A 21,259-nucleotide genomic window follows, 5' to 3' on the forward strand; every position below is an offset into this window, starting at 1 on the left:
CCGGTGTTTCAGCCCGGGTGGTGCCCGTCGCCGGGGCTGCCGGCGGCCACCGGGATCCGGGAGGGGGCCTGCTGGTGGTGCTGCTGCGGCTCGGCGTAGAAGCTGAGCCCGATCACCGACAGGAGCGTCACCAGGAAGCCGGCGGCGGCGAGCCACTCCCGCCCCGGGTGGATCTCGTCGCCGAGCAGCAGCAGGCCGACGGCGGCCGCCGGTACGGCCGCGGCGGCGTCCATCGCGGCGACCGCGGACGTGGTGGAGCCGCGCTGCATGGCCATACCGAGCAGCAACTGACCCACCACCGAGTGGGCGATCAGGAGGTACAGCAGCGGGTCGGTGACGAACTGGTGGACCGAGTGCACACCGGCGAGCGGCCGGGACGCCACGGCGGCCGCCGAGAACGCCACCCCGGCCAGCGACCCGAGCGCGACGGAGCCGTGCGAGCCGTGCAGGCGGGCCGCGAAGAAACCGGCCACCGCGATCAGGACGAGGGCGACCGTCAACCCGACGCTACCGGCCACGCCGAGCTGCCGGGACGGGTTCGGCCGGGCGGAGATCACCAGGCCGGCCAGCCCGGCGGACAGCGCGCCGAGCAGCACCACCTCCGTCGTGGGCAGGCGCCACTTCAGCACCAGCACACCGAGCAGGGTGGTGACCCCGAGACCGGCCGCCACGGCCGCCTGTACCAGGAACAGCGGCAGGTCCCGCCGGGCCAGGAACGCCAGCAGGAACCCGGCGAACTGGCACGAGAGCCCCACCAGGTACGTCTTGCGCCGGCCCAGGTGCAGCAGCAGCCGCGGGTCGAAGCCCGGCTGCAGGTCGGTACGGGCGGCGGCGATCGACTGCAGCAAGTTGGCCACACCGTACGCGACGATCATCGCCGCGAGGAACAACCAGCCAGCAGACATCACCGGGGAAGGATAGACCCCTCGTGAGCCCTTCCGGGTCGGGACGTCGGCTTGTCCCCGTCTTCCCCCAGACGGGTACAGATCTCGTCGTGCAGTTTCCCGTTGGTGGCGATCGCGCTGCCGCCGTTCGGGCCGGGGTGGCCGGCCCGGTCGGTGAACCTGCCGCCGGCCTCGGTCACGATCGGTACCAGCGCCGCCAGGTCCCACAGCGACAGCTCGGGCTCCACCATCACGTCGACGGCGCCCTCGGCGAGCAGCATGTACCCGTAGAAGTCGCCGTACGCGCGGCTGCGCCAGGTGGTCCGCATGATGTCGAGCATCGCGTCCAGCCGCCCGACCTCTTCCCAGCCGGTCAGCGACGAGTAGCAGAACGAGGCATCGGCGAGCCGGCTGACCCCGGAGACCTGGATGCGGGTCGCGGCGGAGGAGTGCCGGCCGGCGTACGCGCCCAGCCCCGTCGCCGCCCACCAGCGCCGCCCCAGCGCCGGGGCGGAGACCAGGCCGACGACCGGCTCGTCGTCCTCCATGAGTGCGATCAGCGTGGCCCACACCGGCACCCCGCGCACGTAGTTCTTGGTGCCGTCGATCGGGTCGATCACCCACCGGCGGCGGCTCGGCCCGGCGGCCGGGGTCGTGCCGTACTCCTCGCCCAGGACGCCGTCGCGCGGCCGCGCGCGGCCGAGGGTGGCGCGCAGCGCCTGCTCCACGGCGGTGTCGGCGTCGGAGACCGGCGTGAGATCGGGTTTGGCGCTGACGTGCAGGTCGAGCGCGCGGAACCGGGCCACCGAGATGGCGTCGGCGGTGTCGGCGAGCAGGTGCGCCAGGGCGAGGTCGTCGGTGTACCGGGCCATGGTCTTCAGAACCTAGCCGACGGCCGTGAGCTGCCCGTCGGCGCGGGTGACCGGGCGAAAAACCGGCTGGCGGGGGCCGATAGGTTGGATAGCCGTGAGACCGGAAGCGTTGTGTGGACTGCTGGCCGAGACCGACCGCCTGCGGGTGTACTCGGCGGTCGTCCTCGGAGCCGATCTTCCCAGTGCCGTCGCCGACCGTACCGGGCTGCCGCCGCGGTCGGTGGTCGCCGCCCTCCGCCGCCTCCAGCAGGGCGGCCTCGTCGACGTCGTGGACGGCAGGTTCACCGCCCGTACGGAGGTGTTCAAGGACGCGGTCCGTGAGTACGCACCGCCGCCGGTCGAGGTCGAGCCGCTCGACCCGGACCGGCAGAAGGACATGATCCTGCGCACGTTCATCGTCGACGGCCGGCTGGCCCAGATCCCGGCGGCCCGCGGCAAGCGGCGGGTGGTCCTGGAGCACCTGGCGTCGTGCTTCGAACCGGGGGTGAAGTACCCGGAGAAGGCGGTCGACGCGATCCTGCGCGCCTGGCATCCCGACTACGCCTCGCTGCGGCGGTACCTCATCGACGAGGAACTGCTGGCCCGGGACAACGCGATCTACTGGCGGACCGGCGGGTACGTCGACGTCTGACCGGCCGGGCGACAGGTTCAGCCGCCCGGGTGACGGCCTCAGCCGGTCGGGTCGCCGTCCTCGCCGCCGCGGAAGTCGATCTCCTCGCCGCTGCGCGAGGCGAGCAGCCGGCGGTACGACAGCAGCCGGCGCGGGTCCGCCCCGCCCTCGGCGATCAGCTTGTCCAGCCCGCACTCGCCGCCGGCGCCGGTGTGGTCGCAGTTGGGTGGGCACCGGGTGGACGCCTCGACCAGGTCGGGGAAGCCGTGCAGGAGGCTGTCCGGCGAGACGTGGGCCAGGCCGAACGAGCGGATGCCCGGTGTGTCGACGATCCAGCCGCCGCCGGGCAGCGCGAGGGCCACGGCGCTGGTGGAGGTGTGCCGGCCCTTGCCCACCGCGCTGACCGCGCCGACCGCCCGGTCGGCGTCCGGTACCAGGCGGTTGACCAGCGTGGACTTGCCCACGCCGGAGTGGCCGACGAAGACCGAGATCCGGTCGTTCAGCGCCGCCAGCAGCTCCGCCGGCTCGGCGTCCGGGCGGCACAGCACGTACGGCAGGTCCAGCTCCGCGTAGTAGTCCAGAACATCCTCCGGCCCGGCCAGGTCGGCCTTGGTCAGGCACAGCAGCGGCTCGATCTCGGCGTCGTACGCGGCGACGAGGCACCGGTCGATGAACCCGGTACGCGGGGGCGGGTCCGACAGCGCGCTGACGATCACGAGCTGCTCGGCGTTGGCCACCACGACCCGCTCCTGGCGTCCCTCGACGGTGTTCTCGGCGTCGTCGGCGGTGCGCATCAGCGTCGACGTGCGTTCGTCGATCCGGACGATGCGGGCGAGCGTGTCGGTGCGCCCCGACACGTCCCCGACGAGCTGTACCCGGTCACCCACGACCACACCGCGGCGGCCCAGTTCCCGGGCGCGCATCGCCACCACGGTCCGGTCCTCGCCGACCCGGCAGGTGTAGCGGCCACGATCGACCGCCACCACGAAGCCCTCGATGGCGTCGGAGTGGCGTGGCCGGATCCGGGTACGCGGGCGCGTCGACCGCCCCGGGCGTACCCGTACGTCGTCCTCGTCGTACTCGCGCGGTCGCCTCAGCGCACTACCCCCTGCTACCTAGTCCCGCGACTGACCCACCATCGCCGACCATAGCGTCGGGAACTCGGGCATCGTCTTCGCGGTACAGGCGACGTCGGTGAGCTCGATGCCGGGCACGGCGAGGCCGATGACCGCGGCGGCGTGGGCCATCCGGTGGTCGTCGTAGGTATCGAACGTACCGCCGGTGAGCGGCCGGGGGTGGATCTCGAGCGCGTCCGGCTGTTCGGTCACGTCGGCGCCGAGCCGGCTCAGCTCACGGGCCAGCGCCGCGATCCGGTCGGTCTCGTGGCCGCGGATGTGGCCGATGCCGCGCAGCCGCGACGGCGAGTCGGCGACGGCGGCGAGGGCCGCCAGCACCGGCGTGAGCTCGCTGACGTCGGACAGGTCGGCGTCGAGTCCGTGCACCACACCGGTGCCCCGCATGGTGAGCCCCTCCGTGGACAGGCTCGGCTCGCCACCCATCTCGGACAGCAGCTCGCGCAGTCGGTCGCCGGCCTGGGTGGTGCTGCCCGGCCAGCCCGGCACGGTGACCGCGCCGCCGGTGACCAGGGCGGCGGCCAGGAACGGCGCGGCGCCGGACAGGTCGGGTTCGATGTCCCAGCCACGGCCGGCCAGCCGGCCAGGTTCGACGGTCCACACGTCCGGGGTGCTGTCGTCGACCCCGGCCCCGACCGCCCGCAGCATCTGCACGGTCATCTCCAGGTGCGGTGCGCTGGGCACCGGCGGGCCGACGTGCCGTACGACCACGCCGCGGTCGAACGCGGCGGCGGCGAGCAGCAGGCCGCTGACGAGCTGGCTGGAGCTGGACGCGTCGATCGTGACCTCGCCGCCGACGACCCGCCCGGTCCCGTGCACCGTCATCGGCAGGTGCCCACCGGGGCTCGCGTCGATGCCGACGCCGAGCCGGCCCAGGGCGTCGATCATCGGTGCCATCGGTCGCTGCCGGGCGCGCGGGTCGCCGTCGAACGTCACCGGGCCCTCGGCGAGCGCGGCGACCGGTGGCAGGAACCGCATCACGGTGCCGGCCAGGCCCACGTCGATCTTCGCCGGGCCATGCATCGGGCGCGGTCGTACCAACCACAGGTCGTCGTCGCCGGTACTCACGGTGGCGCCGAGCGCCTGAAGTCCGGCGGCCATGAGCATGGTGTCACGGGCGCGTAGCGGAGCGCGCAGGGTACTCGACCCGTGCGACACGGCCGCGAGGACGAGCGCCCGCGCGGTCATCGACTTGGATCCGGGCAGCCGCACGGTCGCGGTGACGGGTTCGCTCGCGGTGGGCGCCGTCCACGGCCGCGGCTGTCGGGCCGGTGTAGCGGCGGGGTTGCTGTCAGCCACCCGTACAGTCTGCCAACGTCGTCCGAGCGCCGGGACGGCCGTCCGGCCGTGCTCCTGTTGGGTGGGACGGCCCACCCCTTGACCCGGCCTTTGACCGACGCCGGCCCGCCCCGTGATCGACGCCGGCCGGCGGTGATCACGGCGGCGACGGGACGGCGCGGCGGCCGAGTCGCCGGTAGCGTGGTGCATATGTGCGGCCGGTACGCCACCACCCGAAGCGCCACTGACCTGAGCGCCCTGTTCGAGGCGAGCGATGAGACGGGCGATGGGCTCGCGGCCGACTACAACGTGGCGCCGACCAGAGCGGTGCCGATCGTGCGCGGGTCGGGCAGCGCGGGTACGCGGGTGCTGTCGACCGCCCGCTGGGGTTTCGTGCCGCCGTGGGCAAAGGATCCGAGCGTCGGCGCCCGCATGATCAACGCGCGCGGGGAGACGGTCGCGGCCACCCGGTCGTACGCGCCGTCGTTCGCCTCCCGGCGCTGCCTGGTGCCGGCCGACGGGTGGTACGAGTGGGTCCGCCGCTCGCCCCGGGAGCGCCAGCCCTACTACATGACCCGGTCCGACGGTGCCGGGCTCGCCTTCGCCGGCCTGTGGACGGTGTGGGGCGAGGACAAGTTGCTGACCTGCACGATCGTGACCACGGCGGCGGTCGGGGAGTTGGCGACGGTGCACGACCGGATGCCGCTGATGCTCCCGCCGGAGCGCTGGCGGGACTGGCTGGACGCGGACGCGGCCACCGCGTCGGCGCTGCTCGGACCGCCGCCCGCCGGGTACCTCGACGCGGTCGAGATCCGGCCGGTGGGCGCCGCGGTCGGCAACGTCCGCAACAAGGGCCCGCAGTTGATCGAGCGGGTACCCGCGGCGCCGCTGCACGCTCCCGCCGAGCGGCCACAGGATCTGACGCTTTTTGACTGATACGACGGGGATTGGGAGGCGACTTTTACGTAATCTCGTGCAACGCACTTGTCGAAGTGCGCGTCTGTGCGGTAGAACACAGCGCCGGTAGGCGTGCTGCTCTGTCGTAAACGTGCGCCCGCCGAAATGTCGTAACCCACGGGGGAGGTGGGTGCATGACCCGGGCGCGTATGCCACGCCCGCACGAGGTTGCCGCAGCAAGGCGCGATCCGCGACTCATTCGCGCGATCAGCGAACGCGACCTCGATCCGGCGTGGCGGACCAGGGGCCTGTGCCAGAGTGTGGATCCAGAGACGTTCTTCCCGGCGCCGAGTGAACCGGCGGACGCCGCGGTGGCGCTGTGCCGCTCGTGTGACGTGCAGGGCTCCTGCCTGGCCTGGGCGCTCGACGTCGGCGACTGCCACGGCGTATGGGGCGCGACGACGCCCCGCGAGCGCCGGGCCATGCTCGTCGCCTGGCGCTCCGACGTGCCCGCCCGCGGATACGACGAGCAGCGGCTCGCCGGGATGAACGTCCTTCGGGTACTCGAACAGGTGGGTGCCGCCGGCCGGTAGCCGCGCGGCTGGGATCATTCCCCGCATGATCGAGGTCGCGACCCCGTACGGTCCGGCCGGGCTCGACGTCGACCGGCCCGGCTGCGCACCCCTGAGCCTGCTCGTGCTCGGCCACGGCGCGGGCGGTGGGATCGGTGCCGTCGACCTGGTCGCGGTGCGCGACGCGGCGGTCGCCGCCGGCGTCACGGTCGCCCGGGTGACCCAGCCGTACCGGGTGGCCGGCCGGCGGGCGCCCGCGCCTGCCGCCCAGCTCGACCGCGTGTACGTCGCGGTCGTCACGGCGCTGCGCGATCTCGTACCGGACGCCGTGCCGCTCGTCGTCGGCGGGCGCTCCAGCGGTGCCCGGGTGGCCTGCCGGACCGCCGCCGAACTGGGTGCGGCCGGGGTGCTCGCGCTGGCGTTCCCGCTGCACCCGCCCGGCAAGCCGGACCGCAGCCGGGCCGGGGAACTGCCGACCGAGCTGCCGACGCTCGTCGTGAACGGCGACCGGGATCCCTTCGGCGTCCCGCCGGCGTCCGGGGCGGCCGAGGTACGCGTCCTGCCGGGCGAGACGCACGACCTGCGCCGGGACCCGGCAGCCGCCGCCGCGGTCGCCGTGGACTGGCTCGCGCGGCACGGCTGGGCCGCGGCGTCCCCCGGAGCCGAGTGAGCGGGGCGTCCCCCGGAGCCGAGTGAGCGGGGCCCGTGTGACGTGTGCGCCACACGTCGGAATGATCCGATCGCCCGCTCGGTTACACCGGCGGAAGGCTGGCGCCTCGGTGTACCGGCCACTGGCGAAGGGAGGATTCCAGGTGCGTACCGCCACCCGGGAGTCCGACATGAACGAGGGTGCACGCTGGCGGAGCGTCCTGGCCGGTCCCGAATGGCCGGCGGACGATGCCGTGTCGGCGACGACGCCCGATCCGTCCTGGCCCACCGTGTCCGTCGACCGGCGCCGGACCCACCCGTCCCGTACGGAGGGTAGTGGCACCGGCGTATTCTCGGCCGGACGGTGGAAGGAAGAGGGGCGCGTGTCAGTAGACGAGAAGCCCGACCAGCGGCGTGATCGCTTCGTGCGGGACGCGATGCCGTTCCTCGACCAGTTGTACGCGGCGGCGCTGCGGATGACGCGCAACCCGGCCGACGCCGAGGACCTGCTGCAGGAGACCTTCCTGAAGGCGTACTCCGCCTTCCACCAGTTCGAAGAGGGCACCAACCTCAAGGCCTGGCTGTACCGGATCCTCACGAACACGTACATCAACTCGTACCGCAAGCGGCAACGCCAACCGGTACAGGCGCCCACCGACGAGATCCACGACTGGCAACTGGCCGAGGCGGAGTCACACACGTCCAGCGGGCTGCGGTCCGCCGAGACCGAGGCGCTGGACCGGCTTCCCGACTCGGACATCAAGGAGGCGCTGCAGTCGCTGCCGGAGGATTTCCGGCTGGCGGTCTACCTCGCCGACGTCGAGGGCTTCTCCTACAAGGAGATCGCCGACATCATGGGTACGCCGATCGGCACGGTGATGTCCCGGCTGCACCGTGGACGGCGCAATCTTCGCGGCATGCTGGAGCGCTACGCTGCCGACCGCGGGTTCACCCGGGTACCGACGAACCAGCCCGCCGGGCAGGAGGCGTGACAGGCATGAGCTGCGGCGAACCCCACGAGACCGATTGCCGTGAGGTACTGGCCGAGGTCTACCTGTACCTCGACCTGGAATGCTCCGAGGACCGGCGGTCGCTGATCCGCCGGCACCTCGACGAATGCTCGCCGTGCCTGCGGGAGTACGGCATCGAGCAGGAGGTGAAGGCCCTCGTCGCCCGCTGCTGCGGCGCCGAGTCCGCCCCGGTGGAGCTCAAGGAACGGCTGCGCGCCAAGCTCGCCGACCTGGTCGTCTTCGAGGGCAACGAGCTGGAGTTCCAGCAGTTCCAGGCGGAGTGACCCGCCCAACTCCCGGATACCGGTCGCAGCCGTAGCGGTGGTCGGCACCGCGGTCGCGGCAGCCGGCGGTCACGGTGGGGCAGTGGCCGTCGCCATGGCCGCGGCGTGCCGTCCCCGCCCGGTCCGGCCTCCCACCGTCGCTGTGGCGTGCCGTCCCCGCCCCGGTCCGGCCTCCTGCCGTGGCCGGTACCGGTGATCTCCAGCGGGCGTTGTCCCCAGCGGCCGTGCTCTCCGGGTCGTAGTCTCCGGCACAGGTGACTTCCGATACCGGGGTACGACGACCACCGGGGTGCGACGACGTGCCGATGCCACGACCGGGTCCGACGCCCCCCGGTCGGCCGCCGCTTCGCCGGCTGCCGTGATTGGATACTGAGCGACGACACGAGAGGACGGACAGATGGCCGACGAGATCCGGGCCGAGATGGTGGCGAACGTCTGGAAGGTGGTCAAGACCGCCGGCGAGACGGTCGAGGAGGGCGAGACCCTCGTCATCCTCGAGTCGATGAAGATGGAGATCCCGGTCGTTGCCGAGTCCGACGGCGTCCTCAAGGAGCTGGCGGTCAAGGAGGGTGAGGTCGTCCAGGAAGGTGACCTCATCGCAGTGATCGAATGACCGTCGCGGTACGCGTGGCCGGCCCCGGCGACTATGCCGAGATCGGCCGGCTGACCGTCGCCGCCTATGCCGAGTCCGGGCAACTGAACGAGACCGGGTACGAGCGGGTGCTCGCCGACGTGGCGTCCCGCGCCGCCGAGGGCACCGTTCTGGTGGCGGTCGACGGGCTGACCGAACGCGTACTGGGGTCGGTCACCTTCGTGCTGCCGGGCAGCAGGTACGCGGAGCTGGCGGGTCCGGACGAGGCCGAGTTCCGGATGCTCGCGGTGGACCCGGCCGCGCAGGGCCGCGGCGTGGGCCGGCTACTGGTCGACGAGTGCCTGCGCCGCGCCACCGACGCGGGCCGGCGCGCCGTCGTGATCTGCTGCCGCGACTTCGTGATCTCGGCACAGCGGATGTACCTCTCGATGGGTTTCCAGCGGATCCCGGAGCGGGACTGGACGCCGATACCGGGCGTGCGCCTGCTCGCCCTGAAGCACGCCCTCCCCGGCCCGCCGCTGGCCGGCGCGCCCTCCGGCACACATGTCCGCGCGTATTCCAGTGCGCCCTCCAGTGCGCCTCTTCATGATCCTGAAGGATCCGCGCGGTAGCAGCACCGCGAACCCGCCCGGATCGCGGGAAGAGCAGCAAGCGAGCACCGAGTGAGCAGCCTCGCGCAGTATCCGCCACGATGACGGTGGGTGCTGCGCGAAGCTGCTCACTCATTGTGTGATCCTGCTCGTTTGTGCGACCATCCTTGCTGAAACGCGCATACTCCAACGGGGAGGGGACGGTCGTGACGAGCCAGCCAGCGAGCCAACCGGGAACCGGGATGGCCGCCGATATCGCCGAACAGCCGGAGGTGTACGCCCGGCTGCTCGACCAGCAGGCGCCCGCGATCGCCGAGGTCGCCGCGCGGATCGCCGGCTGGCGCCCGCGCCACGTCGTGTTCACCGCGCGCGGCACCTCCGACCACGCGGCGCTGTACGCGGCGTACCTCACCGAGATCCGGCTCGGTGTGCCGGCCGGACTGGCCTCGCCGTCGGCCATCACGGTCTACGGCGCCCGCCCCGACCTGCGGGACGCGCTCGTCGTCGGGGTCTCCCAGAGCGGCGGCTCGCCCGACCTGTGCGAGGTGGTCCGGGTGGCGCGGGAGCAGGGTGCGCACACCCTCGCCGTGACCAACAACCCGGAGTCGCCGCTGGCGCGGGCGGCGGAGCTGTCGGTGGACGTCGCCGCCGGTCACGAACGGGCGGTCGCGGCGACCAAGACGTACTCGGCGGAGCTGCTCGCCCTGCTGATGCTTGTGGAGGGCATCCGCGCCGGTGACGGGGTGCTTCCCGCCGGCGAGCGGGCCGCTCTCGCCGGGCTGCCGGCGGCGGCGCAGGCTCTGATCGACGATCCGACGCCGGTGCAGCTCGCCTCCCGCTACCGGTTCGCCGCGCGGATGGTGACCACCGGCCGGGGGTACGCGTACCCGACCGCCCGGGAGACCGCACTCAAGCTGATGGAGACGTCGTACCTGCCGGCGCTGGCCTTCTCCGGCGCGGACCTGCTGCACGGGCCGCTGGCCATGGCCGACCCGGACGTACCCGTCCTCGCCGTCGTCGGTTCGGGCCCGGGCGGCGCGGCGATGCGGGAGGTGCTGGCCCGGCTCGACGAGCGCCGCGCCGACGTGGTGGCGATCGGGCCGTCCGACGTGGACGGTGCCGCGTTGCGGATCCCGACCCCGGACGTCGACGAGCGCTACGCGCCGCTGCTGGACATCCTGCCGCTACAGCGGCTGGCGCTGGAGTTGGCGCGCCACCGGGGCGAGGACCCGGACGCCCCGCGCGGGCTGAAGAAGGTGACCACGACCCTCTAGATCGTCACAACTTCCGGGAAGTTGTGGCCTCAGTCCGGGGCGGAGGCCACAACTTCCCGGAAGTTGTGTTGATCAAGGTGATCTCAGGACGGGTTGACCGGGATCACCGCCGGCTTGTCCTGGCGCAACTCGTCGGCCGGGAAGGTGACCGGTGACCGGTCGTCGACCGAGACCTGGTACGTGGTGTGGCCGCCGGGTACGCCGTCGATCTCGAACGGGAAGTTGCACCGGTACGCCTCGCCGTCGGCCGCCAGTACCCCGGCACCGAGGGCGCCGGTGCCGAGCGTGGTACCCGGTGGGTCGCTGACCCGTACCGGAGTGTTCTGCGCGATCCCGGGTGCCGGCACCTGGCACGGGCCGCCCACCGGTCCGGCCGGCGCGCCCGCGACCGTCACGTACCCGCGCAGCACGAACCCGCTCGGCTTGGTGTGACTCTCGCCACCGGCGCGCCACCAGCCGCATCCGGTGAGAACGGTGCAGGTCGTGACGAGGGCAAGGGCTGAGGAAACGAAGCGCCGCACGCCTGGAGAGGTTACCGTCCGGTGCGTGGCACGCTGTGAGGCGTGTCCACACTGCGTGACCTCGTCGAGGAGCACACCCACCTCGACCCCGCCGACATCGAGCACCTGCACCGCCTCGCCGGCGACTGGCAACTGGTGTCCGACCTCTCGTTCGCCGACCTGCTCATGTGGGTCCGGTTGAACGACGGGCAGTTCCTGTGCGTCGCCCAGGTGCGCCCGACCACCGCGCCGACCGCCTACCAGGACGACCAGGTCGGGCGGTTCTTCAGCGGTCCGGAGGTGGCGCACCTGGCGGTCGCCTACGACCAGGGCCGGATCTGGCGGGAGGGCGACCCGGTCTGGTACGGCGACACGCCGGCCCGGCACGAGGCGATCCCGGTCCGGCGCGCCGGCGGCGGCCCGGTCATCGCGGTCATCGGTCGGGACACCAACCTGTCGACCGCCCGTACCCCCAGCCACCTGGAGCTCAACTACCTCACCACGGCCGACGACCTGGCCCAGATGATCGCCGAGGGCAGCTTCCCGCCGCCCCGGCACCCCGGCGAGACGACCAGCGCGCCGCGGGTCGGCGACGGGCTGATCCGGCTCGACGGAGGCGGCAAGGTCACCTACGCCAGCCCGAACGCGCAGTCGGCGTACCGGCGGCTCGGCCTGTCGACGCATCTGATAGGGGAGGACCTGGCCAGTGTGAGCGGGCGGCTCTCCGACGACCCGCTCGAAGGCGGCGAGACGTCGGAGATGCTGCTGGCCGCGCTGCGCGGGGAGGCGCCCCCGCGCCGGGAGATCGAGGCGCGCGGGGCGACGGTGCTGGCCCGTGCCCTGCCGCTGATGCCGGCCGGTACCCCGATCGGCGCGCTCGTGCTGGTGCGCGACGTGACCGAGGTGCGGCGCCGGGACCGGCAGCTGATCACGAAGGACGCCACGATCCGGGAGATCCACCACCGGGTGAAGAACAACCTCCAGACCGTGGCGGCGCTGCTGCGGTTGCAGGCCCGGCGGGTCGGGATGCCGCAGGCACGGGCGGCGCTGGAGGAGTCCGTACGCCGGGTGGCGTCGATCGCGCTGGTGCACGAGACGCTGTCGATGTCGTCGGACGAGGCGGTGGAGTTCGACGGCATCGTCGACCGGGTCGCGTCGGCCGCCAAGGAGGTCGCGGCACCCGAGTCGCGGGTGATCGTCCGGCGTACCGGCACCTTCGGCGTCCTGCCGGCTGAGGTGGCGACCCCGCTGGTGATGGTGCTCAACGAGTTGCTCCAGAACGCCGTGGAGCACGCGTACGGGCCGGGCGTCGAGGGCGAGGTGGTGATCAGCGCGCACCGGTTCCGCCGGCAGTTGCACGTGACCGTCTCCGACTCCGGTCGGGGCCTGCCGGACGGTTTCGACCTGGACGCGAGTGAACGGCTCGGGCTGCAGATCGTGCGGACCCTGGCCACCGGTGAGCTGCGCGGCTCGATCGAGCTGCGGCCGCGTCCGGAGGGCGGCACCGAGGCGGTGCTGGTCGTGCCCCTGTCCAAGCGCTGACCGCCGGCGGTCCGTCCCGGGGCGCGAGGCGCTGATCGCCGGACGGTCGGTCCCGGGCGCCCGGGACCGACCGCCGGAACGTCGTCCTGGTTCCCATGTGATGGGACCGGGCAGGTGGCGGTGGCGTGGGGTGCGGGGTCACCGCGTGATCAATTCCCTACCATACTGGTGGGGTAGCGGGAGTATTTGCTGGTCAGCGGGGTGCGACGAGATGAGATCGCGCTCACCCGGACATGGCGCCGGGGTACTGGTTCGTGGCACGATCGTGGGTATGACCGCTGCCTCCCTGCGGCTGACCAGCCGCCGACACGTCGACTTCGGTCGCGTGCGCAGCGCCATCTGTCCGGCTGCCTGACGCCGCCCGCATTCCATTTCGGGCGCGCGACCGCGCCGGTTTTCTTGACATCGAGGTCAACCGCAGATTTTCGCGGTCACCGGTGCGCGCGCCCCCACCAGCATCAGGAGGACGCTCGCATGACGGCTACCGCCGTGCCGGCCAGTTCCCGTTCCACCCCGCCCACGAAGGCCCGCCGTGGCGAGGGTCAGTGGGCACTGGGGCACCGCGAACCGCTCAACCCCAACGAGCGCTTCAAGGCCGACGACGACGGGCTCAACGTACGGGCCCGGATCGAGGGGATCTACGCCAAGGGCGGGTTCTCGAGCATCGACCCGCAGGACCTCCGGGGCCGGATGCGCTGGTGGGGCCTGTACACCCAGCGCCGTCCCGGCATCGACGGCGGGCGGACGGCCGTCCTGGAGCCGCACGAGCTCGAGGACGAGTACTTCATGCTGCGGGTACGCATCGACGGCGGCCAGCTCGACCTGGCCCAGCTGCGCGCCATCGCGAACGTCTCCACCCGGTACGCGCGCGGCACCGCCGACATCACCGACCGGCAGAACATCCAGCTGCACTGGGTCCGGATCGAGGACGTGCCGGCCATCTGGAAGGAGATCGAGGGCGTCGGCCTGGACACGACCGAGGCCTGCGGTGACACCCCCCGGGTGATCCTGGGCAGCCCGGTCGCCGGGGTGGCCGAGGCCGAGGTCCTCGACGCCACCGAGGCGATCCGGGAGATCCACGCCACGTTCATCGGCAACCCCGAGCTGTCCAACCTGCCGCGCAAGTTCAAGACCACGATCTCGTGGCTGCCGGACACCCCGTACGAGGCCAACGACATCGCGTTCCTCGGTGTGATCCACCCTGACCACGGCCCCGGCTTCGACCTGTGGGTCGGCGGCGGGCTGTCGACCAACCCGATGCTCGCCAAGCGTCTCGGGGTGTGGGTGCCGATGCACGAGATCGCCGAGGTCTGGCACGGCGTGGTCAAGATCTTCCGTGACTACGGGTACCGCCGGCTGCGCAACCGGGCCCGGTTGAAGTTCCTGATGGCCGACTGGGGGCCGGAGAAGTTCCGGGAGATCCTGGAGACCGAGTACCTGGGTCGCAAGCTCGTCGACGGTCCGGCTCCGGAGCTGCCCGAGCGCCCGATCGACCACGTGGGCATCCACAAGCAGTGGGACGGCAGGTACTACGTCGGCGTGGCGCCGGTGGCGGGCCGGGTGTCCGGCGAGATCCTCGCCAAGGTCGCCGACATCGCCGAGGCGCACGGCAGCGACCGGGTGCGGCTCACCCCGTACCAGAAGCTCCTGGTCCTCGACCTCGATCACGACCGGGTCAACTCGCTCGTGGCGGAGCTGCGGGAGATCGGCCTGGAGGCGACGCCGTCGGCGTGGCGGCGCGGCACGATGGCCTGCACCGGTATCGAGTTCTGCAAGCTGGCCATCGTCGAGACCAAGGCCCGCGCGGCGAGCCTGGTCGCGGAGCTGGAGAAGCGGCTGGCCTCCTTCGACGCCGACATCTCCATCCACCTCAACGGCTGCCCCAACGCCTGCGCCCGCACGCAGGTCGCCGACATCGGGCTCAAGGGCATGATCGTGACGGGACCGGACGGCCGGCAGGTTGAGGGCTTTCAGGTGCACCTCGGCGGGGGCCTGGGTATGGCCGCCGGGCAGACCGCCGGTTTCGGCCGCAAGGTACGTGGTCTCAAGACCACGGCGGAGGAGCTGCCCGACTACGTGGAGCGGCTGGCCCGCCGGTATCTCGCGGGGCGCACCGACGGCGAGACGTTCGCGCAGTGGGTCATGCGCGCGGACGAAGGAGACCTCACATGAGCGAGCGGCAGGCCCCGTTGTACTGCCCGTACTGCGGGGAAGAGGACCTGCGGCCCTCCGAGCAGGGCGGCCACGGCGCCTGGGAGTGCCACTCCTGCGCCCGCGTGTTCTCGGTGAAATTCGTCGGTTTGGTCGGACAAGCGCTGGAGGTAACCCGGTGAGCGCGAGGAGCGAAGCGAAGCGGAGCACCGCAGTCGCGAACGACGGAGACGGAGACTCGGTGACGAGCCCCCGGACCAAGGAAGAGCTTCGCGAACTGGCGATCCAGGCCGGTCGGGAGCTGGAAGGCAAGCCGGCCGAGGAGATCGTGGCCTGGGCGGTCGAGGAGTTCGGCGAGCGGTTCTGTGTGACGAGTTCGTTCGCCGACGCGGTCCTCGCCCACGTGGTGTCGCGGGTGGCCCCCGGGGTCGACGTGATCTTCCTCGACACCGGGCTGCACTTCGCGGAGACGCTGCGGGTTCGCGACATCGTGCAGCGGACCCTGCCGGTCACGGTCCGGTCGATCCGGCCCCAGCTCACGGTCGGGGAGCAGGACGAGAAGTTCGGCCCCCGGCTGTACGCGCGCCGCCCCGACGAGTGCTGCGACCTGCGCAAGGTCGAGCCGCTGGAGCGGGGGCTGGCCAACTACGACGCCTGGGCGGCGGGTTTGCGTCGCGACGAGTCACCGACCCGCGCCAACACCCCGGTCGTCGGCTTCGACACCAACCGGGGCAAGGTCAAGGTGTCGCCGCTGGCGGCGTGGACCCAGGCCGACGTGGACGCGTACATCTCCCGCCACAACGTGCCGGTGAACACGCTGCTGCGCCAGGGGTACGCCTCGGTCGGCTGCTGGCCGTGCACCAGGCGCACCCCGCCCGGCGCCGACCCCCGTGCCGGTCGCTGGCCGATGTTCGACAAGAACGAGTGCGGGCTGCACGTGTGAGCGTCGGCGACCCTGTCCTCCTGGTCGCCCACGGCTCGCGCTACCCGCGGGCCGGAGTCCACGTGTCGTTCCTCGACCACGCGGGGCCCCGTCCGGACGAGGAGCTGGCGCGCCTGCGTGACGCCGGCTTCGCCTCGGCCACCGTCGTACCGCTGCTGCTGACCTCGGCCTACCACGGCCGGGTGGACATCCCGGCCGTCCTGGCCAAGGCCCGCGCCGACGGTGTGGACCTGACCGTCACGCTGACCGACGTTGTCGGCCCGGTGGCCGGGCAGGTGCCCCGGCCGTTGCTCGCCGGCCTGCGCCGGCGGCTGGCCGACACCGGGGCGGCCTTCGACGCCGTGGTCCTCGCCGCGGCGGGTACCCGCGACCGCGCCGCGCTGGCCACGGTCGAGCTGACCGCGCGCGCCCTGGGTGGACGCCTGGGGGTGCCGTGCCTGCCGGCCTACGCCTCGGCCAGCGCGCCTACCGCGGGCGAGGCGGTGTACGCCCTCCGGCAGGGCGGCGCCCGGGCGGTCGCCGTGGCGGCATACTTCCTGGCGCCCGGGCGCCTCTACGACGCCGCGGTCGAGTCCGCGCGAACGGCCGGCGCGGTCGCCGCGGCCCAGCCGCTCGGCGCGGCGCCCGAACTGGTCACTCTGGTACTCGACCGGGTTACCGCGGCCCGCAGCGCGCCGCTCGCGGCCTGAGCCGCGTCTGCGGTGCCCGCGGTTGCCTGAGCCGCACCTCCGGCGGGCCGTGGCGCGCGCCTCACCCGGATCCCGGGAGACCTTTCACCAGTAACGGGTGATGCCGTCGCCCGGCGTCCCCGGCGAGGCTGTTGCAGTCCGGTAGGCACGTCCAGATCGCATGGTCGGCTGGCTCCGGCGTACCGCGGACTGTTGTCGCGAGCGTGAGGGGAACCCTGGAGCATGGCGAGTCCGACCGAGGAGTTCTTCGACGAGCTGGGTCGAAGGGGGCACGAGCCGCTGCTCGAGAGGGTCACCGCAACCGTGCGTTTCACCATCACGGACGGCGTGCGCGCCGGTCACTGGCTCGTCGCGATCGAGGAGGGCGACATCCGGGTCACCCGCGGCAGCGGCAGCGGCCGGGGCTGCTGCGGTATCTGCGCCGACCGGTCGCTGTTCGACGGCATCGTCACCGGCCGGGTGAACGCGATAGCGGCCATGCTGCGCGGCGCGCTGTGGGTCGACGGCGACCGGGAGACCTGGATCCTGGTGCAGCGGCTGCTCCCGGGGCCCTGTGCGCAGCGCCGGGCACCGTTGGCGGCCCAGGGAGCGCGTGGGGGAGCGGGTCATGGGTGACGGTCGCGACGAGACCGTCCAGACCCTGGACGGCAACACCTTCGTGGTCAGCGACTCGTGCGGGGACATCGACGCCACGCCGACCGATCCGACGGGACTGTTCTCGTACGACACCCGCTTTCTGTCGCGGTGGGCGCTCACCGTCAACGGCAAGCGGCTCATCACGCTCTCCACCGACGACCTCGAGTACTTCGAGACGCGGTTCTTCCTCGTCCCCGACACCGGGACGGTGTACGTCAACGCCAAGCAGTCGGTCATCCGCCACCGCTCGGTCTGCAACGGCCTGTGGGAGCAGCTCCGGGTGATCAACCATGAGGAGGAGACGGTCGATCTCGCGGTCCGGTTGGAGGCCGCCGCGGACTTCGCCGACCTGTTCGAGATCAAGGACGACCTGCCGAAGAAGGGCGCGTACTACCACAGGGTCGAGCACGGCCGCCTGCTGCTCGGGTACGAGCGGGAGACCTTCCGCCGCGAGACCGTGATCTCGACGACCGCCCCGGCCCGGATCGACGAGCGCGGCCTGACCTTCGATCTGAGCATCAGGCCGCACGGGGAGTGGACGACCGAACTCCGGGTCACCCCCGCGCTGCCCGGCGCGGCCGGGCGGTCGCTGCGGCGCCAGCCGCGTAGCCGGACCCGGCCGTTGGCGGACGACCTGGAGAAGTGGGTGGCGCGGGCACCGCGGCTGGAGTGCGACTGGGAGCCGCTGCGTACGACGTACCGGCGCAGCCTGGTCGACCTGGCCGCGCTGCGGTTCTCGCCGATCATCGCCGGGGGGCACAGCCTGCCCGCGGCGGGTCTGCCCTGGTTCATGACCATGTTCGGCCGCGACAGTATCGTCACCAGTCTCCAGGCGCTGCCGTTCGTACCGGAGCTCGCGGCGACCACCCTGCGGGTGCTCGGCGACTGGCAGGGCCGGTGCAGCGACGACTTCCGCGACGAGGACCCCGGCCGGATCCTGCATGAACTGCGGTTCGGGGAGATGACGGCCTTCGAGGAGCGGCCGCAGTCGCCGTACTACGGCACCGCCGACGCCACCCCGCTGTACGTGGTGCTGCTCGACGAGTACGAGCGGTGGACCGGCGACGCCGACCTGGTACGCCGGCTCGAACTGGAGGCGCGGGCCGCGCTGGCCTGGATCGACGAGTACGCCGACCTGCTCGGCAACGGCTACGTCGCCTACCGGTCGCGCAACCCGGAGACGGGCCTGGTCAACCAGTGCTGGAAGGACTCCTGGGACGCGATCTCCTACCGTGACGGCCGCCTGCCCGGCCTTCCCCGGGCCACCTGCGAGCTGCAGGGCTACGCGTACGACGCGAAGAAGCGCGGCGCGCGGCTGGCCCGCGAGTTCTGGGGCGATCCGGAGTACGCCGGCCGGCTCGACAAGGAGGCCGACGACTGCAAGCGGCGGTTCAACAGCGACTACTGGATCGCCGACGGCGGGTATTACGCGCTGGCCCTCGACGCCGACGGCGGCCGGGTCGACGCGCTGGCGTCCAACATCGGCCACCTGCTGTGGAGCGGGATCGTCGACGAGGACAAGGCACCGGCCGTCGTGGGGCACCTGCTCGGCCCGCGGCTGTTCTCCGGATGGGGGGTGCGGACCCTCGCCGAGGGCGAGTCGCGGTTCAACCCGATCGGTTACCACGTGGGCACGGTCTGGCCGTTCGACAACTCGGTCATCGCCTGGGGGCTGCGCCGCTACGGGTACAAGGAGGAGGCGGCACGGATCGCGGCGGGCATCCTGGACGCGGCCGACTTCTTCTCCGGCCGGCTGCCGGAGGCGTTCGCCGGCTACGACCGGTCGCTGACCAGGTACCCCGTGCAGTACCCGACCGCGTGCTCGCCGCAGGCGTGGTCCACCGGCGCGCCGCTGCTGTTCCTGCGGACCATGCTCGGGCTGGAGCCGCTCGGTGACCATCTGGTGGTAGACCCGGCGCTGCCGGTGGGGATCGGCCGGATCGAGCTGCTCGACATCCCGGGCAGGTGGGGCCGCATCGACGCGTTCGGGCGGGGCCGGCTGGACGTGGGTTCGCGGCGGCGGCTGCGTCCCCAGTTGGGCGACCCGGTACGGGAGAAGTCCAGGTTCGTGTAGGGCGACCGCACGCCGACCATTTCAAGATCATGAAGAGGTCAGGTACGAGTATCGTGACTGGATGCAGATGACATGCCCCAAATGCATGGGCCAGATGCGGCAGTACGAGCGCAGCGGCGTCACCATCGACCAGTGCACCGAGTGCCGGGGGATCTTCCTTGACCGGGGCGAGTTGGAGCGGCTGGTCGACGCGGAGACCTCATGGCACCGCGGTCAGGCCCACCAGCCGCCGCCGCAACCGCAGCCGTACGCGCAGCCGCACCGGTACCGCGACTACGACTCGGACGAGTACCCGGTGTACGGCCAGCACGGCCACGGTCACTACGGTCACAAGAAGCGTCGTGGCTTCCTGGAAGAGCTGTTCGACTGATCAAACGCTGCCGATCGCGCAAACACTGTTCGGCTGATCAAGGACCGTCCGACTGATCAAGAGTTGTTCGAGTGATCGCGAGGTCGCAGGACATGAGATTGCCGATCGACAGTGGTGCCCCGGGGACCATTGGCCCCCGGGGCACCACCCGGTCCAGATCAAGCGGAGTGAGCGCGAACCCGCAAGCCGCCGCGCCGCTTGAGGGCGCGCCGCTCCTCTTCGCTCATTCCGCCCCAGACGCCGGCGTCCTGACCGGAGTCGAGCGCCCACTGCAGGCACTCGTCGGTCACGGAGCAGCGCCGGCAGACCGCCTTTGCCTGCTCGACTTGCAGCAGGGCCGGACCAGACGTCCCGATCGGGAAGAACAGTTCCGGGTCCTCATCGCGGCAGGCAGCACGGTGGCGCCAGTCCGACATGGCGGCAACACTCCTTGGTTTGCGGATCGGTGGCAGTGAGTGCGTTTAATGTTTCCTATATGCGTCTCGCGTGCCGGTCGCGTGGCTGAACCAGGCCGAACGGCAGTGCGTGAGCAGGCAACTCGCTTCGCTTGTGAATACTTTCACGAACTGCGGCGATGTCAAGGGGAACGTTCTGAAAAACTCGGAGTGCGTGAGTGACGTCACGCTGTGTATGTCCGGTTTTTCGAGTCGTCAGCCTCCACGCGTACAACGGTCGGTTACAAAAATAGTACTGAAGGTGACCAGTTGCCACCGTTTTTGTGAGTGCCGCAGCGTTGGCGCGCGCCATTCATGTGCTGCTGACAAATAGACCAACGCGTCAACACGCGATCCGTAACGCCTCCGGGACGGAATGGAATTCGACTTTGTCGCGCTCGCCGAGGTAGTCGCCATCGACCTGAAAGGCCATCGGCCGGTCGGCCCGCAGCGTGAACGACTCAAGATCGTGAAGGTTCAGAACGCGCTTCCCGTGCGGGGCCGGCCGGCGGGACAGGATCTGGCCGACCGTCCGTGTGGTGCTCGGTACCCGGAGCTGACGCATCGCCATCACGTCCAGGCCGGTCTCGAACGAGGCGTCCGGGCAGGGGTTCACCGGCCGGTCCCCGAGGTAGGTCCACGGGGCGGAGTTCTGGACGATGACCGTCGCCAGCCCGCTCTCGGGCTGCTCGCCGGGGCGTTCGAGGGTCACCGGCGGATGCCTGCGGTCGGTTGCGAGGAAGTACTGGGCCATCGTGGAGCGCAGGTACAGCGCCGGCGTCGAGGTGCGCCCGCGCAGCCGGGCCCGCTCGACCCGCCGGACCACCTCCGCGTCGATACCCAACCCGGCGCAGAACGTGAAGTACCGGTCGTCGGCCCGGCCCAGCCCGATGGTGCGGGAGCGCTCTTCGCGCAGCGCCTCCAGGATCACGCTGACGCCCTCGGCCCAGTCTCTCGGCATGCCGACGGCGCGCGCGAAGACGTTCGTCGACCCGCCGGGGACGACGGCCAGGGCCGGCCGGTTGTCGGCCTTGTCGGCGGCGGCCATCAACCCGTTGACCGCCTCGTTGACCGTGCCGTCACCACCGAGCGTGACGACGAGCTGTACCCCTTCGGCCGCCGCCTCCCGCGCCAGCGTCGCGGCGTGGCCGCGCCTCCGGGTGTACGCCACCGTCAGGTCGACCTCGCTGCGCAGCGCGCGGACCAGCACGTCCCGGCTGCGCTCGCTCGTGGTGGTCGCCTTGGGGTTGACCACGAGAAGCGCACGCATGGCCGG

At 71.8% G+C, this 21,259-nt stretch carries 23 protein-coding genes and 1 pseudogene; 17 read left to right on the plus strand and 7 right to left on the minus strand.

The window, feature by feature from the left end; genetic code table 11:
* Positions 1 to 8 precede the first annotated feature (8 nt).
* Both ACNTMW_RS20260 and hisN read right to left on the minus strand, forming a co-directional pair.
* On the minus strand, positions 9 to 875 hold the full coding sequence (locus tag ACNTMW_RS20260; RefSeq protein ID WP_426635366.1) for a hypothetical protein: 867 nt from the start codon (positions 873 to 875) through the stop codon (positions 9 to 11).
* A 29-nt stretch (positions 876 to 904) separates the two neighbouring features.
* Positions 905 to 1,756, minus strand: coding sequence for a histidinol-phosphatase (gene hisN, locus ACNTMW_RS20265; RefSeq protein WP_426635258.1), 852 nt, complete (start codon positions 1,754 to 1,756; stop codon positions 905 to 907).
* A 94-nt stretch (positions 1,757 to 1,850) separates the two neighbouring features.
* Here hisN and ACNTMW_RS20270 point away from each other — a divergent pair, with 94 nt between their 5' ends.
* Positions 1,851 to 2,387, plus strand: coding sequence for a DUF2087 domain-containing protein (locus ACNTMW_RS20270; protein ID WP_426635259.1), 537 nt, complete (start codon positions 1,851 to 1,853; stop codon positions 2,385 to 2,387).
* A gap of 38 nt (positions 2,388 to 2,425) precedes the next feature.
* Here the strand turns inward: ACNTMW_RS20270 and rsgA are convergent, their stop codons facing one another.
* Together rsgA and aroA are read right to left on the minus strand one after the other, a co-directional pair.
* Positions 2,426 to 3,388 carry a ribosome small subunit-dependent GTPase A gene (gene rsgA / locus ACNTMW_RS20275; protein WP_426635367.1) on the minus strand — a complete coding sequence of 321 codons (963 nt, stop codon included), beginning with the start codon at positions 3,386 to 3,388 and terminating at the stop codon, positions 2,426 to 2,428.
* A gap of 93 nt (positions 3,389 to 3,481) precedes the next feature.
* On the minus strand, positions 3,482 to 4,798 hold the full coding sequence (aroA, locus tag ACNTMW_RS20280; RefSeq protein WP_426635260.1) for a 3-phosphoshikimate 1-carboxyvinyltransferase: 1,317 nt from the start codon (positions 4,796 to 4,798) through the stop codon (positions 3,482 to 3,484).
* 189 nt (positions 4,799 to 4,987) lie between these two features.
* Here aroA and ACNTMW_RS20285 point away from each other — a divergent pair, with 189 nt between their 5' ends.
* The 8 genes and pseudogenes from ACNTMW_RS20285 (at position 4,988) to ACNTMW_RS20320 (ending at position 10,644) form a co-directional block, all read left to right on the plus strand.
* A complete protein-coding gene (locus ACNTMW_RS20285) occupies positions 4,988 to 5,713 on the plus strand; it encodes an SOS response-associated peptidase (RefSeq protein WP_426635261.1) in 726 nt (241 codons plus the stop codon).
* 155 nt (positions 5,714 to 5,868) lie between these two features.
* Complete coding sequence (locus ACNTMW_RS20290) at positions 5,869 to 6,267, plus strand: WhiB family transcriptional regulator (protein WP_426635262.1); 399 nt, start codon at positions 5,869 to 5,871, stop codon at positions 6,265 to 6,267.
* A 25-nt stretch (positions 6,268 to 6,292) separates the two neighbouring features.
* Positions 6,293 to 6,916 (plus strand): alpha/beta hydrolase family protein, encoded by a 624-nt coding sequence (locus tag ACNTMW_RS20295; RefSeq protein WP_426635263.1) that lies wholly within the window; start codon positions 6,293 to 6,295, stop codon positions 6,914 to 6,916.
* 169 nt (positions 6,917 to 7,085) lie between these two features.
* On the plus strand, positions 7,086 to 7,886 hold the full coding sequence (locus tag ACNTMW_RS20300) for a sigma-70 family RNA polymerase sigma factor (protein ID WP_426635368.1): 801 nt from the start codon (positions 7,086 to 7,088) through the stop codon (positions 7,884 to 7,886).
* Positions 7,887 to 7,891: 5 nt separating this feature from the next.
* Positions 7,892 to 8,188 (plus strand): mycothiol system anti-sigma-R factor, encoded by a 297-nt coding sequence (gene rsrA, locus ACNTMW_RS20305; protein ID WP_426635265.1) that lies wholly within the window; start codon positions 7,892 to 7,894, stop codon positions 8,186 to 8,188.
* A 397-nt stretch (positions 8,189 to 8,585) separates the two neighbouring features.
* Positions 8,586 to 8,801, plus strand: a complete 216-nt coding sequence (locus ACNTMW_RS20310) for a biotin/lipoyl-binding carrier protein (protein ID WP_426635266.1) — start codon at positions 8,586 to 8,588, stop codon at positions 8,799 to 8,801.
* Positions 8,798 to 9,289, plus strand: a pseudogene (locus tag ACNTMW_RS20315) (GNAT family N-acetyltransferase); the annotation flags it as partial. The gene ACNTMW_RS20310 and the pseudogene ACNTMW_RS20315, both read left to right, overlap by 4 nt.
* 323 nt (positions 9,290 to 9,612) lie before the next feature.
* Positions 9,613 to 10,644, plus strand: coding sequence for an SIS domain-containing protein (locus tag ACNTMW_RS20320; protein WP_426635267.1), 1,032 nt, complete (start codon positions 9,613 to 9,615; stop codon positions 10,642 to 10,644).
* A gap of 83 nt (positions 10,645 to 10,727) precedes the next feature.
* On the opposite strand, the gene ACNTMW_RS20325 is transcribed toward ACNTMW_RS20320, so the two are convergent.
* Positions 10,728 to 11,165 (minus strand): hypothetical protein, encoded by a 438-nt coding sequence (locus ACNTMW_RS20325; RefSeq protein ID WP_426635268.1) that lies wholly within the window; start codon positions 11,163 to 11,165, stop codon positions 10,728 to 10,730.
* A 42-nt stretch (positions 11,166 to 11,207) separates the two neighbouring features.
* Here ACNTMW_RS20325 and ACNTMW_RS20330 point away from each other — a divergent pair, with 42 nt between their 5' ends.
* The 8 genes from ACNTMW_RS20330 to ACNTMW_RS20365 all read left to right on the plus strand — a co-directional run bounded on the left by ACNTMW_RS20330 (position 11,208) and on the right by ACNTMW_RS20365 (position 19,549).
* The gene (locus ACNTMW_RS20330) at positions 11,208 to 12,686 is read left to right on the plus strand and encodes a sensor histidine kinase (RefSeq protein WP_426635269.1); all 1,479 of its coding nucleotides are present in this window, start codon (positions 11,208 to 11,210) and stop codon (positions 12,684 to 12,686) included.
* Between the two features lie 474 nt (positions 12,687 to 13,160).
* A complete protein-coding gene (locus ACNTMW_RS20335; protein WP_426635270.1) occupies positions 13,161 to 14,858 on the plus strand; it encodes a nitrite/sulfite reductase in 1,698 nt (565 codons plus the stop codon).
* On the plus strand, positions 14,855 to 15,019 hold the full coding sequence (locus ACNTMW_RS20340) for a hypothetical protein (protein WP_426635271.1): 165 nt from the start codon (positions 14,855 to 14,857) through the stop codon (positions 15,017 to 15,019). Before ACNTMW_RS20335 ends, ACNTMW_RS20340 begins: the two co-directional genes overlap by 4 nt.
* Before the next feature lie 59 nt (positions 15,020 to 15,078).
* Positions 15,079 to 15,780: a phosphoadenylyl-sulfate reductase gene (locus ACNTMW_RS20345; RefSeq protein WP_426635272.1), complete on the plus strand. Its 702-nt coding sequence runs from the start codon at positions 15,079 to 15,081 to the stop codon at positions 15,778 to 15,780.
* Complete coding sequence (locus tag ACNTMW_RS20350; RefSeq protein WP_426635273.1) at positions 15,762 to 16,469, plus strand: sirohydrochlorin chelatase; 708 nt, start codon at positions 15,762 to 15,764, stop codon at positions 16,467 to 16,469. The genes ACNTMW_RS20345 and ACNTMW_RS20350 overlap by 19 nt, the downstream gene beginning before the upstream one ends.
* Positions 16,470 to 16,691: 222 nt before the next feature.
* The gene (locus tag ACNTMW_RS20355) at positions 16,692 to 17,084 is read left to right on the plus strand and encodes an SCP2 sterol-binding domain-containing protein (protein ID WP_426635274.1); all 393 of its coding nucleotides are present in this window, start codon (positions 16,692 to 16,694) and stop codon (positions 17,082 to 17,084) included.
* The gene (locus ACNTMW_RS20360; protein WP_426635275.1) at positions 17,077 to 19,179 is read left to right on the plus strand and encodes an amylo-alpha-1,6-glucosidase; all 2,103 of its coding nucleotides are present in this window, start codon (positions 17,077 to 17,079) and stop codon (positions 19,177 to 19,179) included. Before ACNTMW_RS20355 ends, ACNTMW_RS20360 begins: the two co-directional genes overlap by 8 nt.
* 61 nt (positions 19,180 to 19,240) lie before the next feature.
* Positions 19,241 to 19,549 carry a TFIIB-type zinc ribbon-containing protein gene (locus ACNTMW_RS20365; protein WP_426635276.1) on the plus strand — a complete coding sequence of 103 codons (309 nt, stop codon included), beginning with the start codon at positions 19,241 to 19,243 and terminating at the stop codon, positions 19,547 to 19,549.
* A 158-nt stretch (positions 19,550 to 19,707) separates the two neighbouring features.
* On the opposite strand, the gene ACNTMW_RS20370 is transcribed toward ACNTMW_RS20365, so the two are convergent.
* Both ACNTMW_RS20370 and ACNTMW_RS20375 read right to left on the minus strand, forming a co-directional pair.
* Entirely contained in the window at positions 19,708 to 19,965 is a 258-nt protein-coding gene (locus tag ACNTMW_RS20370; RefSeq protein ID WP_426635277.1) for a WhiB family transcriptional regulator, read from the minus strand.
* Positions 19,966 to 20,326: 361 nt separating this feature from the next.
* Complete coding sequence (locus tag ACNTMW_RS20375; RefSeq protein ID WP_426635278.1) at positions 20,327 to 21,253, minus strand: diacylglycerol/lipid kinase family protein; 927 nt, start codon at positions 21,251 to 21,253, stop codon at positions 20,327 to 20,329.
* Between the last annotated feature and the right edge of the window lie 6 nt (positions 21,254 to 21,259).

It is taken from the genome of Planosporangium spinosum (assembly GCF_049999945.1).
GTDB lineage: Bacteria > Actinomycetota > Actinomycetes > Mycobacteriales > Micromonosporaceae > Planosporangium > Planosporangium spinosum.

Excerpts from the sequence above, each read along its gene's own strand:
- ACNTMW_RS20360 (WP_426635275.1), top strand. The coding sequence starts at position 17,077 with ATGGGTGACGGTCGCGACGAGACCGTCCAGACCCTGGACGGCAACACC.
- ACNTMW_RS20375 (WP_426635278.1), bottom strand. The coding sequence starts at position 21,253 with ATGCGTGCGCTTCTCGTGGTCAACCCCAAGGCGACCACCACGAGCGAG.
- ACNTMW_RS20290 (WP_426635262.1), top strand. The coding sequence starts at position 5,869 with ATGACCCGGGCGCGTATGCCACGCCCGCACGAGGTTGCCGCAGCAAGG.
- ACNTMW_RS20370 (WP_426635277.1), bottom strand. The coding sequence starts at position 19,965 with ATGTCGGACTGGCGCCACCGTGCTGCCTGCCGCGATGAGGACCCGGAA.
- ACNTMW_RS20310 (WP_426635266.1), top strand. The coding sequence starts at position 8,586 with ATGGCCGACGAGATCCGGGCCGAGATGGTGGCGAACGTCTGGAAGGTG.
- ACNTMW_RS20335 (WP_426635270.1), top strand. The coding sequence starts at position 13,161 with ATGACGGCTACCGCCGTGCCGGCCAGTTCCCGTTCCACCCCGCCCACG.
- ACNTMW_RS20285 (WP_426635261.1), top strand. The coding sequence starts at position 4,988 with ATGTGCGGCCGGTACGCCACCACCCGAAGCGCCACTGACCTGAGCGCC.
- ACNTMW_RS20365 (WP_426635276.1), top strand. The coding sequence starts at position 19,241 with ATGCAGATGACATGCCCCAAATGCATGGGCCAGATGCGGCAGTACGAG.
- ACNTMW_RS20355 (WP_426635274.1), top strand. The coding sequence starts at position 16,692 with ATGGCGAGTCCGACCGAGGAGTTCTTCGACGAGCTGGGTCGAAGGGGG.
- ACNTMW_RS20300 (WP_426635368.1), top strand. The coding sequence starts at position 7,086 with ATGAACGAGGGTGCACGCTGGCGGAGCGTCCTGGCCGGTCCCGAATGG.
- rsrA (WP_426635265.1), top strand. The coding sequence starts at position 7,892 with ATGAGCTGCGGCGAACCCCACGAGACCGATTGCCGTGAGGTACTGGCC.
- ACNTMW_RS20260 (WP_426635366.1), bottom strand. The coding sequence starts at position 875 with ATGATCGTCGCGTACGGTGTGGCCAACTTGCTGCAGTCGATCGCCGCC.
- ACNTMW_RS20320 (WP_426635267.1), top strand. The coding sequence starts at position 9,613 with ATGGCCGCCGATATCGCCGAACAGCCGGAGGTGTACGCCCGGCTGCTC.
- ACNTMW_RS20340 (WP_426635271.1), top strand. The coding sequence starts at position 14,855 with ATGAGCGAGCGGCAGGCCCCGTTGTACTGCCCGTACTGCGGGGAAGAG.
- ACNTMW_RS20295 (WP_426635263.1), top strand. The coding sequence starts at position 6,293 with ATGATCGAGGTCGCGACCCCGTACGGTCCGGCCGGGCTCGACGTCGAC.
- hisN (WP_426635258.1), bottom strand. The coding sequence starts at position 1,756 with ATGGCCCGGTACACCGACGACCTCGCCCTGGCGCACCTGCTCGCCGAC.